This is a genomic window from Streptomyces sp. NPDC028419 (assembly GCF_055565515.1).
In genome coordinates, this window is sequence record NZ_JBVHUE010000004.1 from 168203 (window position 1) to 181881 (window position 13679).

At 72.6% G+C, this 13679-nt stretch carries 11 protein-coding genes; 5 read left to right on the forward strand and 6 right to left on the reverse strand.

Annotated elements, in window-relative coordinates; translation table 11 throughout:
* Positions 1-120: 120 nt before the first annotated feature.
* Both ACZ4UB_RS06925 and ACZ4UB_RS06930 read right to left on the reverse strand, forming a co-directional pair.
* Complete coding sequence (locus tag ACZ4UB_RS06925; RefSeq protein WP_468068732.1) at positions 121-2337, reverse strand: MMPL family transporter; 2217 nt, start codon at positions 2335-2337, stop codon at positions 121-123.
* Positions 2338-2474: 137 nt separating this feature from the next.
* Entirely contained in the window at positions 2475-3065 is a 591-nt protein-coding gene (locus tag ACZ4UB_RS06930; protein WP_354380507.1) for a TetR/AcrR family transcriptional regulator, read from the reverse strand.
* 187 nt (positions 3066-3252) lie between these two features.
* Between ACZ4UB_RS06930 and ACZ4UB_RS06935 the strand changes: the two genes are divergently transcribed.
* Entirely contained in the window at positions 3253-6540 is a 3288-nt protein-coding gene (locus tag ACZ4UB_RS06935; protein WP_468068736.1) for a S41 family peptidase, read from the forward strand.
* 41 nt (positions 6541-6581) lie between these two features.
* Positions 6582-6758, forward strand: coding sequence for a hypothetical protein (locus ACZ4UB_RS06940; RefSeq protein ID WP_354380505.1), 177 nt, complete (start codon positions 6582-6584; stop codon positions 6756-6758).
* Positions 6759-6846: 88 nt separating this feature from the next.
* Here the strand turns inward: ACZ4UB_RS06940 and ACZ4UB_RS06945 are convergent, their stop codons facing one another.
* Genes ACZ4UB_RS06945 through ACZ4UB_RS06955 form a run of 3 tightly spaced genes read right to left on the reverse strand, consistent with a single transcriptional unit; the run spans position 6847 to position 10354 of the window.
* Entirely contained in the window at positions 6847-7731 is an 885-nt protein-coding gene (locus ACZ4UB_RS06945; protein ID WP_468068739.1) for an SDR family oxidoreductase, read from the reverse strand.
* Positions 7728-8762 carry an alpha/beta fold hydrolase gene (locus tag ACZ4UB_RS06950; RefSeq protein WP_468068743.1) on the reverse strand — a complete coding sequence of 345 codons (1035 nt, stop codon included), beginning with the start codon at positions 8760-8762 and terminating at the stop codon, positions 7728-7730. Before ACZ4UB_RS06950 ends, ACZ4UB_RS06945 begins: the two co-directional genes overlap by 4 nt.
* Entirely contained in the window at positions 8759-10354 is a 1596-nt protein-coding gene (locus ACZ4UB_RS06955) for a flavin-containing monooxygenase (RefSeq protein WP_468068929.1), read from the reverse strand. The genes ACZ4UB_RS06950 and ACZ4UB_RS06955 overlap by 4 nt, the downstream gene beginning before the upstream one ends.
* Before the next feature lie 270 nt (positions 10355-10624).
* Between ACZ4UB_RS06955 and ACZ4UB_RS06960 the strand changes: the two genes are divergently transcribed.
* Positions 10625-11290, forward strand: coding sequence for a MerR family transcriptional regulator (locus tag ACZ4UB_RS06960; protein WP_468068931.1), 666 nt, complete (start codon positions 10625-10627; stop codon positions 11288-11290).
* Here ACZ4UB_RS06960 and ACZ4UB_RS06965 read toward each other — a convergent pair.
* Positions 11266-12075, reverse strand: coding sequence for an exodeoxyribonuclease III (locus ACZ4UB_RS06965; protein ID WP_468068747.1), 810 nt, complete (start codon positions 12073-12075; stop codon positions 11266-11268). The two genes, ACZ4UB_RS06960 and ACZ4UB_RS06965, sit on opposite strands and share 25 nt — an antisense overlap.
* An 84-nt stretch (positions 12076-12159) precedes the next feature.
* Here ACZ4UB_RS06965 and ACZ4UB_RS06970 point away from each other — a divergent pair, with 84 nt between their 5' ends.
* Both ACZ4UB_RS06970 and ACZ4UB_RS06975 read left to right on the forward strand, forming a co-directional pair.
* Positions 12160-12657, forward strand: coding sequence for a GNAT family N-acetyltransferase (locus tag ACZ4UB_RS06970; protein WP_354380500.1), 498 nt, complete (start codon positions 12160-12162; stop codon positions 12655-12657).
* Positions 12658-12791: 134 nt separating this feature from the next.
* Complete coding sequence (locus ACZ4UB_RS06975) at positions 12792-13661, forward strand: YwqG family protein (protein ID WP_468068750.1); 870 nt, start codon at positions 12792-12794, stop codon at positions 13659-13661.
* Positions 13662-13679: the final 18 nt, after the last annotated feature.

A 13679-nucleotide genomic window follows, 5' to 3' on the forward strand; every position in this document is an offset into this window, starting at 1 on the left:
GATCCCCCCCCCCCCACCACATCGTCTCAACCAAGAACCCCCCCCCCCCACCCCCGGGGGGGGGGTGCGGGGCCGGGCCGTTCGTGGCGGGGCCGGTGCGGGACCGGCCCGGCCCGGGACTCAGACCTTGACCAGCTCGCGGTCCGCGTCCGGGCCCTCGGCGGCGGTGGAACCGGCGAGGTGCTTGCGCAGGCTCTCGCCCTCCACGTCCACGTTGGGCAGGATCCGGTCCAGCCAGGCCGGCAGCCACCAGGCCTTGTGGCCGAGCAGGGCCAGTACGGCCGGGACGATGGCCATGCGGACCACGAAGGCGTCGAAGAACACCGCGATCGCGAGGCCGAAGCCGATCATCTTGATCATCTGCTCGCTGGCCCCGATGAAGCCGGAGAACACGGCGATCATGATGACGGCCGCGGCCACGACGACCCGCGCGCTGTACTGGAAGCCGGTCACGACGGCCTGGCCGGGACGCTCGCCGTGGACGTACGCCTCGCGCATCCGGGTGACCAGGAAGACCTCGTAGTCCATGGCCAGACCGAAGACCACGCCCACCATGAAGATCGGCATCATCGACATGATCGGACCGGTCTGCTCCACCCCGAAGAGCGAGCCGAGCCAGCCCCACTGGAAGACCGCGACGACCGCGCCGAGGGCCGCGACGACCGACAGCAGGAAGCCGAGGGCCGCCTTGAGCGGGACCAGGATCGAGCGGAAGACGAGCATCAGCAGCAGGAAGGCGAGGCCGACGACCAGCGCCAGGTACGGCAGCAGCGCGTCGTTCATCTTCTGCGAGAAGTCGATGTTCATCGCGGTCGCGCCGGTGACGTAGACGTTCTCACCGCTGCCCGCGCGGATCTCGTGGACCAGGTCCTCGGTCTTCGCGGAGGACGGGCGGTCCTGCGGGATGACCGTGATGACCGCGGCGTCGCCGGCCTCGTTCAGGACGGGCTTGGTGACCGCGACGACCCCGTCGAGCTTCTTGATCCGCTCGACCGTGCTGTCGGCGAGGCTCTGGCCGCCGTTGACGACGACCATCAGCGGGCCGTTGAAGCCCGGACCGAAGCCGTCGGAGAGCAGGTCGTAGGCCTTGCGCTGGGTGGTGGAGACCGGCTGGGCGCCGTCGTCGGGCAGGCCCATCTCCAGGCTGCTCGCCGGGATCGCGATCGCGCCGAGGCCGATCACACCGGCCAGCAGCACCATGATCGGGCGGCGCAGGACGAAGCGGGCCCAGCGGGTGCCACCGTTCGGCCGCTCCTCGACGCCGCCGTCGGCGGCCTTGCGGGCCGGCTTGCCCTTGCCGAAGAGCTTGCTCCTCGTACCGGCGGGCAGCACCTTGCGACCCGCGAAGCCGAGGATGGCCGGGACCAGCGTGAGCGCCACGAGGACCGCGATCACCACGGTCGCGGCGGCCGCGAAGCCCATCTTGGTGAGCATCGGGATGTTGACGACGGCCAGCCCCACGAGGGCGATGACCACGGTCAGACCGGCGAAGACGACCGCGGAGCCCGCGGTTCCGGCGGCCCGGCCGGCGGCCTCGTCGCGCTCGTGGCCCTCGGCCAGCTCCACCCGGTAGCGGGAGACGATGAAGAGCGCGTAGTCGATGCCGACCGCGAGGCCGATCATCATCGCGAGCGTGGAGGTGGTGGAGCCGAGGTCCAGCACGTTGGCGAGCGCGGTGATCGAGGAGACGCCGATGCCCACGCCGATCAGCGCGGTCAGCAGCGGCAGCCCGGCCGCGATCAACGAGCCGAAGGTGATGACCAGGACGATCGCCGCGATGACGACGCCGACGATCTCGCCGGAACCGGTCTCGGGCGCCGTCATCAGCGCGTCGCCGCCGATCTCGACGGTCAATCCGTGGGCCTGGGCGTCCTTGCCGGACTCCTTCAGCGCGTCACGGGTCTTGTCGGTCAGCTCCATGCCGCTGACCTTGTACTTCGTGCTGATGTAGGCGGTGGAGCCGTCCTGGCTGACGGCCTGCGCCTGGAACGGGTCGGTGACCGAGGCGATCTGGTCGGCGCCCGCCCCGGACTTCAGCCCCGAGACGATCTTCTCGACCTCGGTCTTGTTCGCGGGGTCGCCGACCTTCTGGCCCGCCGGGGCCTTGATCACCACGCGGGCGGTGGCGCCGTCGGCGGACATGCCGGGGAAGCGCTGGTCGAGCAGGTCGAAGGCCCGCTGGGCCTCCGTTCCGGGTATCGAGAAGGATCCGGAGGTCGGCGCGGCCGCGGTGGCCGCGCCGAAGATGGCGACGAAGAGCAATGCCACCCAGGCGAGGGCGACGAAGCGGCGGCGCCGGAAGGCGCCCCGGCCGAGCCGGTAGAGGAAGGTGGCCACGTCGGCGGTTCTCCCGTTCGGGTCGTGGGATGGATCCGTGATGGATCAGGGCGTGATGAGCCGGCCCGACGACGAGAGCGGCGTGTCAGGAGCAGCGAAATGGGGTCGAAAGGGCCGAGAGGGTCGAGAGGGTTGGCTCAGACGCCGAGGGCGGGGAACACCACGGCATCGATGAAGTCGGCGAGGAAGACCCGGTCCACCGACCGGTCCTCGATCAGCGGGAGCGCGATGAACGCCCCGATGAGCATGTGGGGTACGAAGTCGAGCGCCGGACAGTCGGGAGCGATCTCGCCCCGGTCCACCGACCGCTGCAACATCGACTGGAGACCACTGATCTCCGGGTCGACGAGCAGTTCGCGCAGTGCCTTGTGGAGCTCGGGACTCTCGTGGACCGCGTGCGCCAGCCCGCGCATCAGCGCGGTGTCCTTCGCCATCTGGGCGTCGTCGGAGTTCTCGATCATGACGGCGAAGTCGCCGCGCAGGCTGCCCGTGTCGATGTCCCGCAGCGAGACCGGCTGGGTGCACCGCAGGGCCTTGGCGACCAGCTCCGGCTTGCTCCCCCACTGGCGGTAGAGGGTGGCCTTGCTGGACTTGGTGCGCGCCGCGACGGCGTCCATCGTGAGCGCTTCGTAACCGACCTCGCGGAGCAGGTCCAGGACCGCTCCGTGCAGCTCGGCCTCCCGCTCGGGGGTGATCCGGCTGCGCCGTGACAAGACCTCTTCGGTCATTTCCACGTCCTTCCACCGGTCGCTTCCCGAACGGACACACCTCGTACTCCACAGACGATACCCGCGTCGCTAGCGAAACGAAACCGTTCCGTTTCGCTTAGCCAGTGGTGTGCGTCACGCGCGGATCACCTGTACGAGGTGCCGGGCCCGAGTTGCCGGGCCCCCTCGGCGCGGAAAGCATTGGGGGGTGAGTCACGACGTCGCGTACCTCCGGTTCCCGCACCTGCACGACGACATGCTGTGTTTCGCCGCTGAGGACGATCTTTGGGTGGCGCCCTTGGTTCCTCCTGGAGAACCGGTCGGCCGGGCCTGGCGGATCACCGTCGACCGGACCCGGGTCGGCCACCCCCGCTTCTCCCCGGACGGCCGCCACATCGCCTTCACCACTTGGCGCAGCCTCGACCCCGAGATCCACCTCGCCCCCGTCGACGGCGGTCCCGCGCGCCGCCTGACCCACTGGGGCTCCACCGACACCCGGGTCTGCGGCTGGACCCCGCCCGACAAGGACGGCCGCAGCGACATCCTGGCCGTCTCCTCCCACGGCCAGCCCTTCTCGTACTTCGCCTGGGCCTACAGCCTGCCGACCGACGGCAGCCCGGGCGGCCGCCTGCCCTGGGGCCCGGTGTCCGACATCGCCGTCCAGGAGGCGGACGGCGGCGAGCGCCGGACCCTGCTGCTGACCGGCAAGCCCCCGCACGAACCCGCCGCCTGGAAGCGTTACCGCGGCGGCGCCACCGGACGGCTGTGGCTGCACGGCGAGCGGCTGCTGGAGGGCATCGAGGGCCACCTCGACTCCCCGATGTTCGTGGACGGCCGGATCGCCTTCCTCTCCGACCACGAGGGAATCGGCAACCTGTACTCCTGCCTGCCCGACGGCACCGGGCTGCGCCGACACACCGACCACGCGCAGTTCTACGCGCGCCACGCCTCCAGCGACGGGACCCGCGTCGTCTACCAGTGCGCGGGCGACCTCTGGCTCGTCGACTCCCTCGCGCCCGGCTCCGTACCGCGCAAGCTGGAAGTGCGCCTCGGCGGCCCGCGCGCGGGGCGGCGCACCTACCAGGTCCCGGCGGCCAGCCACGTCGACTCCCTCTCCGTCGACGCCACCGGGCGGGCCAGCGCGGTCGTGGTGCGCGGCAGCCTGTACTGGCTCACCCACCGCGACGGGCCCGCGCGCACCATCGCCGACACCCCCGGCGTGCGGGTGCGGATGCCGGAGATGCTGGGCAGCGGCGGCCAGGTCGCCTACGTCACCGACGCGGAGGGCGAGGACGCTGTCGAGATCGCCTACCTGCCCCGGGCCAGCGGCGAGCGGGAGCCGCGCCGGCTCGCCTCGGGCGCGCTCGGGCGCGTGCTGGAGCTGGTGTCGGACCCGGACGGGGAACGGCTCGCGATCGCCTCCAACGACGGTCGGGTCCTGCTCATCGACGCTACGGAGGAGTCCAACGGGGAGGTCACCGAGCTGATCCGGTCGATCAACGGGCCGGTGACCGACCTCGCCTTCTCCCCCGACGGGTGCTGGCTGACCTGGTCGCACCCGGGCATCGGGCGCTCGCTGCGGCAGATCAAGATGGCCCGGATCTCCGGTCCCGGCGGGCGGACCATCGTCGACGTCACCAACGGCCGCTTCGAGGACGAGAATCCGGTCTTCACCCGGGACGGGCGCTACCTGGCGTTCCTCTCGTGGCGCGGCTTCGACCCGGTCTACGACGTGCACACCGGGGACCTGTCCTTCCCGCTGGGCTGCCGCCCGTACCTGGTGCCGCTGTCCTCGGCGACCCCCTCGCCCTTCGCGCTGTCGCCGGACGGGCGCCCGGCGGCGGGCGGACTCGATCCGGTCGAGGGGGACGCCGATGCGGGTGACGGGGCGGTGACGGTGGAGGTGGAAGGCTTGGAGAGCCGGGTCACGCCCTTCCCGGTGACCGCCTCCAAGTACTCCGCCCTGTACCCGGTGAGTGGTGGCGGGCTGGTGTGGTTGCGCTGGCCCATCTCCGGCGCGCTCGGCGAGACCTTCGCCAATCCCGCCGACACCAGCGGGAAACCGACGCTGGAGCACTTCGACATCACCAAGGCGCGCAAGACCGAACTGGCCTCCGGGCTGGACTGGTTCGCCGTCAGCGGCGACGGGACCCGCCTCGTCGTCAATGACGACGGGGACCTGCGCGCCGTCCCCGCGACGGAGTCGGGGGACAGCGACTCGACGGTCTACCTCGACCTGCGCCGGATCCTGCATGAGGTGGACCCGGCCGCCGAGTGGCGCCAGGCCTTCGAGGAGGCCGGGCGGATCATCCGCGCCTACTTCTGGGAACCGAAGATGTGCGGGATCGACTGGGACGGCATCCTGCGCCAGTACCGGTCCCTGGTCGAAAGCGTGGCGTCCCCCGACGAGTTCGCCGACCTCCTGCGCGAGGTCCTCGGCGAGCTGGGCACCTCGCACGCCTACGTCGCCCCCGCCCGCCGCAACGAGGGCCCGCCGCACTACCAGCGCGCCATCGGGCTGCTGGGCGCCGACCTGGTGCCCCGGGACGGCGCCTGGGTGGTCGCCCGGATCCTGCCCGGCGACTCCTCCGACTCCAAGGCCCGCTCGCCCCTGGCGGGCACCGGGATCCGCGAGGGCGCGGTGCTCACCCACGTGGACGGCCGGCCGGTGGACCCGCTGGCCGGACCCTATCCGCTGCTGTCCGCCGCGGGCGGGACCACGGTCGAGCTGACCTTCCAACCCGCCGAGGGCGAGGGCCGCTCCCGCCGGGTCGCGATCGTCCCGCTCATCGACGAACGACCGCTGCGCTACCAGGACTGGGTGGCCAAGCGCCGCGCGGTGGTGCGTGAGCTGAGCGGCGGCAAGTGCGGCTACCTGCACATCCCCGACATGGGCGGCTCCGGGTGGGCGCAGTTCAACCGGGACCTGCGCCTGGAGGTGTCCCGGCCCGCCCTCCTCGTGGACGTCCGCGGCAATGCGGGCGGGCACATCAGCGAGCTGGTGGTGGAGAAGCTGACCCGCTCGATCCTGGGCTGGGACCTGACCCGCAACGCCCAGCCCGTCTCGTACGCCTCGAACGCGCCGCGCGGTCCCATCGTCGCGCTCGCCGACGAGGCGACCTCGTCGGACGGCGACATGATCACCGCGGCCTTCAAACTCCTGGGCCTGGGACCGGTGGTCGGCCAGCGCACCTGGGGCGGGGTGGTCGGCATGACCGGCCGTCACACCCTCGGGGACGGCACGGTGATCACGGTCCCGATGAACGCGGCCTGGTTCCCGGAGTACGGCTGGTCGGTGGAGAACCACGGCGTGGAACCGGACCTGGCGATCCTGCGCACCCCGCTCGACTGGGCGGAGGGGCGGTACGCACAGCTCGACGACGCGGTGCACCTGGCGCTGGAACTGCTGGAACAGGACCCGGCGGCCGTGCCGCCCGGCTACGCGGACGTACCGGACCGACGCCGTCCGCAACTGCCGCCCCGGTCGGACGGTTGATCGAAATGCGCGGTATATCCGGCCATGGAAGTCTGTTTCGCATGGGAATCAGAGAGCAGTTCCAGGACAAGGCGAAGGAGCTGGCCGAGCGGGCCGGGGCAGCCGCGCAGGAGCCGCAGGACGAAGGCTCCCAGCGAGCGGCCCAGGCCTCCGAGCGGGCGAAGGAACGGGCGCGCACGGCCTTCGACCAGCCCTACGAAGAGGCCTCCGAGCGCTGAGCACGGCGCGCTGAGCACCGAGCACCGAGCACGGCATCCACCGGCCGAGGGGCGCGACCCGACCGTCCACGGGTCGCGCCCCTCCCGATCAGACGCGCTTGGTGCGTTCCTGCTCGTCCGCGGCTCCGCCCGCGCCCACCAGCCCCCGCGACACACCGGCCAGCCGCGGCTCGAACCGCTTCATCTCGCGCTGCCCGACCGAGGCGATCAGCCCCGGCAGGTAGCCGCGCACGCCCTGCATCCCCCGCAGCCACCACTGCGCGTACACGTGCGCCGAGCGCCGCTCGATGCCGGCGACGATCCGGTCGACGGCGGGCCCGAGCGGGTACGTGCGGTTCGACGGCCACGGCAGTCGCTGGCGCAGCTCCCGCATGACCTCGTCCTGATCGGCCCCGCGCACCATGTCGGTGTCGGTCCAGGACAGGTAGCCGACGCCCACCTTGACGCCCTTGTAGCCGACCTCGGCGCGCAGGCAGTGCGCGAAGGCCTCGACCCCGGACTTGGAGGCGCAGTACGCCGTCATCATCGGGGCGGGGGTGATCGCGGCGAGCGAGGCGATCTGGAGGAAGTACCCCCGGCTCTCCACCAGCACCGGCAGGAACGCGCGGGCCGTGACGGCCCCGCCGATCAGGTTGACCTCGATCACCCGGCGCCAGGCGTCCGGGTCGGAGTCGGCGAAGGGACCGCCCGCCGCGACCCCGGCGTTGGCGACGACGATGTCCACCTTGCCGAAGCGCTGCTTGACCTCCTGGGCCACCCGGGCCATCGCCTCGTGGTCGGTGACGTCGGCGTACCAGTGGTCGCTGTCGGTGTGCAGCCGGTCGGCGACCTCCTTGAGGGCATCCGGCTCCAGACCCACCAGCGCGACCCGGGCCCCGCGCGCGGACAGCTTGCGGGCCAGCAGCTCGCCGACGCCGCGGGCGGCGCCGGTGACGACGGCGACCTGGCCTTCCAGACTCCTGGACTCGCTCACGGCGTCTTCTCCTTCGTGTCCTTCGTGCGCGAAGTCGTGCTCGGGGACGTGCTGACGGCCGCGCTCGGGGCCGTACTCGGGGCCGCGTTGGGGGCCGTGCCGGGGGTGGCCGTCGCGGTCGGCCCGGCGAGGTAGCGCGCGGCCAGCTCCCGGATGACGCGCGTGACGGCCTCGGGGGCCTCGATCGGGGTCATGTGGCCCATGCCGGTCAGCTCGGTGAGCCCGACGCAGTGCGGCAGCGCGGCGGCCAGCCCGCGGGCGTGCACGACCGGGGTGAGCCGGTCGGCCGTGCCACCGATGACCGCGGTCGGCACGGTGAGGTGCGCGAGCCGGTCGTCCAGGTCCAGCCCGTGGAGCACCTGCGACCACCCGTGCCGCACCCCGGTGGGACAGCCGTGCACGATCCGGGCGCACGCCTCGACCCGGTCCGGGGCCGAACCTGGGCCCATCGTGGCGTACTTGAGCACCTTCAGGCCCACCGGCGTGACCGGCCCCAGGGGGGCGCGCGAGCCGAGGACCGCGCCGGTCATCCGGGTCCGAGTGCGCCCGGCGCGCAGCGGCACCACCAACGCCTCCTCGACCAGCCGGGAGCTGCCCGTGCTGCACAGCAGCGCGGCGGCGACCCGCTCGTCGAACTCCGGCCGCCCGGCGGCGGCCATGACCGTCATCCCGCCCATCGAGTGCCCGGCGACCACCGCGCGCTCCCCGGGGGCCAAGGTGGCCGCGAGGACGGCGACCAGGTCGTCGGCGAGCGCCCCCGTGCCGTAGGCCCGGGGGGCCGGGCTGCGGCCGTGGCCCCGCTGGTCGTAGACGATCACCCGGTGGGTGGCGGCCAGGGCGCGGACCTGCGCGGCCCAGAAGGCGGTGGAGCAGGTCCAGCCGTGGGCCAGGACCACGGCGGGGGCGCCCTCCTCCCCGTGCACCTCGACGTGCAGCCGGGAGCCGTCGGCGGAGACGACCTCCAGGGTCCGCCGCGCCGCCGGGGGCGCGTACGGCCCGGTGGTGACGTGGGGCGTGCGCCGGGCGCTCACGCGGCGCCCTCTTCGGCGCCCACGGTCACGGCTTCCGCGGCAGCGTCGTGGGCGGGGGCGGGCCCGCCCCCCGTGACCCGGCCGCGCAGCACCTCGTACTCGGCGAGGTCCACCCGCCGCGTCTCGCGCCGGAACTCGGCCGTCGTCCCCGGCCACACGGTGGTGTTGCGCCCGTTCGCGTCGAGGTACCAGCTGGTGCAGCCGCCGGTGTTCCACACGGTCCGCTTCATCCGGTCCTGCACGCGCCGGTTCCAGGCGTGCACGGCGGAGGGGCGTGCGGCGAGCGCGGTGCGCCCGCCCGCGCCGCCACTCGCGCCCCGGCCGCCCGGCGTGAGGAGGCCGAGCTGACGGACGTAGTCGGCGAGGTAGTTCAGCTGCGACTCGATCATCAGGATCATCGAGCTGTTGCCGAGCCCGGTGTTCGGCCCGATGATCGTCATCCAGTTCGGGAAGCCCGCCGCGGTCGCCCCGCGCAGCGACTGCATCCCGTCCTTCCACTCCACCGCCAGCGTCCTGCCCTCGACGCCGACCACGCGGTCCGCGATCGGCATGTCCGTGACGTGGAAGCCCGTACCGAAGACGATCGCGTCGACCTCGGTCTCCGTACCGTCGGCCGCGACCAGCACCGAGCCGCGGATCTCCTTGAGCCCCGAGGCCACGAGGTCCACGTTCGGCCTGGCCAGCGCCGGGTAGTACTCGCTCGACAGCAGGATCCGCTTGCAGCCGATGCGGTACGACGGGGTCAGCTTGGCCCGCAGCGCCGGGTCCTTGATGGAGCGGGCCATATTGGCCTTGGCCAGGGATTCGATCAGGCCGAGCCGGTTCGGGTGCTTGGTGAAGGCGCCGACCTGGAGCTCGCGGATGCCCCACAGCAGGCCGCGGCGCGCGGCGCGGGTGAAGGGCAGTTGGCGGTGCAGCCAGCGCTCCCCGGCACTGATGGCGCGGTCGGTGCGCGGCATCACCCACGGCGGGGTGCGCTGGAAGAGGGTGAGGCGCTCCACGTCGGGCGCGATGGCGGGCACGATCTGGATGGCCGAGGCCCCGGTCCCGATCATCGCGACGCGCTTGCCGCGCAGGTCGTAGTCGTGGTCCCAGCGCGCGGAGTGGAAGACCTTGCCGGGGAAGCCGGCGAGCCCCGGCACCTCCGGCGTCTTCGGGTCGGAGAGCGGTCCGGTCGCGGAGACCACCACGTCGGCGGTGAAGCCGCCCTTCGAGGTCTCGATCTCCCACCGCAGCGCCTCGGCGTCCCAGCGCATCATCTCGACCTCGGTGTTCAGCCGCAGGTGCGGGCGCAGGCCGAAGGTGTCCGCGACGTGCTCCAGGTAGGCCCGGATGTGCGGCTGGCCGGAGAAGGTGCGCGGCCAGTCGGGGTTGGGGGCGAAGGAGAAGGAGTAGAGGTGCGAGGGCACGTCGCAGGCGCACCCCGGGTACTCGTTGTCGCGCCAGGTCCCGCCCACCGAGTCCGCGCGCTCCAGGACCACGAAGTCCGTGACCCCCTCGCGCCGGAGCCGGACGGCCGCTCCGAGCCCGCCGAAACCGGACCCGACCACCGCCACCCTTACGTGCTCACGCTCATCCGCGTGTCCGCCCATGCCCGCCGCCTCCGCTTCCGCTTCCGCTTCACTCACAGCCTGCACCCCGCAATCGCGCCAGCAATCACTGGCACGGTTGGAGCGTAGAGCAGCTCCGTACTCATGGGTAGGGGGCGCGAAGGGAAAGTTACCCCCGGTACGCCTTAGGGTGCGCCTGTGGCGGACAAAGAGGCGCGAGAGGCAGACCCGGCGGCCGACCCGGCGGGCCGGGCGGACTGCGGCGACCCGGCGGAGCGTACGGAGCCGGCGCGCGAGTACCGCACGGAGGAACTGGCCGAGGCGGCCGGCATCACCGTGCGCACCCTGCGCTTCTACCGCGAGCGCAAGCTCCTCCCGCCGCCGCGCCGCGAGGGCCGCATCGCCTGGTACGACGACCACCATCTGGCCCGGCTGCGCACCATCGCCGCCCTCCTGGAGCGCGGCCACACCCTCGGCGGCATCGCGGAGCTGACGGCGGCCTTCGAGAACGGCCGCGACGTCAGCCAGCTCGGCGAACTGCTCGGCATGGGCTGGTCCCAGGAGACCCCGGTCCGCCTCACCCCGCAGGCGCTGGCCGACTACTTCGAGGGCGAGGTCACCCCGGAGAACCTGGCGGCCTCCCTGGACCTCGGCTACCTCGCCACCGACGGGGACGAGATCGTCCACGTCAGCCGCAACCTGCTCGACGTCTCCTCGGCCCTGGTCCGCGAGGGCATCCCGCTGGCCGCCGTGCTGGAGACGGGCCGCCGGGTGCGCGCCCACGCGGACGACCTGGCCGTGCTGTTCACCGAGCTGATGGAGGCCCACCTGCCCGAGGGGGCCGCGGAGCGCCTGCGTCCGCTCGCCAAGAGCGTGGTCGAGGCGGAGCTGACGATGGCCATGGACCGCCTGATGGCGGCCCGGGAGCACCGGGGGGCGCGGGCCCCCGCGGCTCAGCCCAGCGCGCCCAGCTCGTAGACGACGGTCACGGGGGCGTGGTCCGACCACCGCTCGGGGTGGGTCTCGGCGCGCTCGACGAACGCCTTGACGGCCCGCTCCGCCAGCCCCGGCGTGGCCACGTGCAGGTCGATCCGCCAGCCCGCGTCGTTGTCGAAGGCCCGCCCGCGGTAGGACCACCAGGAGTACGGTCCCTCGCCCTCGGGCTGCAGCGCGCGCACCACGTCCACGTATCCGGCCTGGTCGTAGACCTGCCCGAGCCACTCGCGCTCCTCGGGGAGGAAGCCCGCGTTCTTCCGGTTGGTCTTCCAGTTCTTCAGGTCGGCCTCGCGGTGGCAGATGTTCCAGTCCCCGCAGACCAACACCTCGCGCCCCTCGGCGGCGGCGCGCTCCTTGAGCGCGACGAGGTAGGTGTGGAACTCGGCCATGAAGCGGTACTTCTCGTCCTGCTTCTCGGTCCCGGCCTCGCCCGACGGCAGGTAGAGGCTGGCGACGGTGACGCCGGGGAGGTCGATCTCCAGGTACCGCCCGGCCGCGTCGAACTCATCGCTCCCGAAGCCGACCTGTACGCGCTCGGGCGCGCGCCGCGTGTACAGCGCGACCCCCGCCCGCCCCTTCGCGGCGGCCGGCGCGAAGACGGTGTGCCATCCCTCGGGCCGGCGCACCTCCTCCGGAATCTGGCCCTCCTCGGCCCTGACCTCCTGGAGGCAGACCACGTCGGCGCCGGATCCGGCGAGCCACTCCCCGAACCCCTTCTTGGCGGCGGCGCGGATTCCGTTCACGTTCACGGACGTCACAGTGATCAAGGCTCAGCTCCACAACATCGCGCCCCCACGACAACAAAACGGTCACCAGCGTACCCCCGCGTGCGACGGCCTTACGATGTCCGAATGCCTCACGGGATCCAGCTCCGCGCCGTGCCGTACGACCACCCGGACGCGGTCAAGCTCAACGACCAGGTCCAGCTCGAGTACCAGGCGCGCTACGAGGGCGACGGCGACGCCACGCCCCTCGACCCGGCCATGTTCGCCCCGCCGAACGGCCTCTACCTCCTCGCCTACGACGCCCAGGGCGCCCCCGTCGCGAGCGGCGGCTGGCGCGCCATGGACGAGAACGAGGAGGGCTACGCGGACGGCGACGCCGAGCTGAAGCGGATGTACGTCATACCCGAAGCCCGCGGCCTGGGCCTGGCCCGCCACATCCTCGCCACCCTCGAATCGGACGCCCGCACCGCGGGCCGCGTCCGCATGGTCCTGGAAACGGGCGACCAGCAGCCGGAAGCCATCGCCCTCTACTCCTCGGAGGGCTACACCCCGGCCCCCACCAAGTTCGGCCACTACCGCACCTACGACTCAAGCCGCTGCATGACCAAGCCCCTGACCCCCTGACCCATTCCCACCCCCGCCGAGCCACATCCAGCCCCGCCGGCGTTTGAGGCGCGGGGTCCGGGGCGGAGCCCCGAAGGCGCCCAGCGCCCCCGCGCCCCCACCCCCCTGTCAGTGCCCTACGCCATGATCGAACCATGACGCACGGAACCACCGCGGCCTTCCGCGACCTCACCCAGCAGCACCTCCCCGCCGACGTGGCCGACCGATGGATGGAACTGTTGCGCCCCGGGGTGCGCCTCGAAGCGGCGGTCGGCACGGGCGACGCCGCCATCGGCCGCCTCGGCGGACTGCCGCTGCTCCCGGCCGGAGTCGAATGGCCGACCTGGGAGGGGCACGGACCGCTGTCCTTCGTCGCCTCCGTCGACTGCGCGGGGCTGCCCGCCGACGGCCTCGACATCGCGCTCCCCACCGACGGGACCCTGCTGTTCTTCTACTTCGACGGCCAGTTGGACGACGGCGACGCCCTGGTCCTGGCCGACGACCCGGACAGCCAGGCGGGCGCCCGCGTGCTCCACGTCCCCGCCGACGCCGATGCCGTGGAGCGCCCGGCCCCGCCCGGGCTGAGCGCGTACCCCGTCGTGCACCTGACGGCCCGGCCGACGATGACCGCCACCGAACCCTGGCACCCCAGGGCCCAGCGGGCCTTCGCCCCGCGGGCCGCCTTCGGCAAGGCGTACGACCACCCGGTGTGCAAGGAGCCGTTCCTGGACGCGATCTGGGACTTCGACGGCGACGTCGGCCACCAGATCGGCGGCCACGCGCACGCCGTGCAGAACCCGGTGGAGATGGAGGTCGCCCACGCCGCCCTGGGCGACGGAGCCGCCTGGGACGACCCGCGGATGCCCGACGAGGTCGAGCGCTGGGTGCTGCTGGCCCAGTTCGACAGCGAGGACGCCGCCGACATGATGTGGGGCGACTGCGGCGCCCTGTACTGGATGATCCGCCCCGAAGACCTCGCCGCCCGCCGCTTCGACCGCGCCGCCTTCACCTGGCAGTGCGGCTGACCGCCCGCACCCGCCGGA

Bases quoted from the DNA above. Each gene is read 5' to 3' on its own strand.
- ACZ4UB_RS06930 (WP_354380507.1), bottom strand. From the start codon at position 3,065: ATGACCGAAGAGGTCTTGTCACGGCGCAGCCGGATCACCCCCGAGCGG.
- ACZ4UB_RS06940 (WP_354380505.1), top strand. From the start codon at position 6,582: ATGGGAATCAGAGAGCAGTTCCAGGACAAGGCGAAGGAGCTGGCCGAG.
- ACZ4UB_RS06955 (WP_468068929.1), bottom strand. From the start codon at position 10,354: ATGGGCGGACACGCGGATGAGCGTGAGCACGTAAGGGTGGCGGTGGTC.
- ACZ4UB_RS06970 (WP_354380500.1), top strand. From the start codon at position 12,160: ATGCCTCACGGGATCCAGCTCCGCGCCGTGCCGTACGACCACCCGGAC.
- ACZ4UB_RS06975 (WP_468068750.1), top strand. From the start codon at position 12,792: ATGACGCACGGAACCACCGCGGCCTTCCGCGACCTCACCCAGCAGCAC.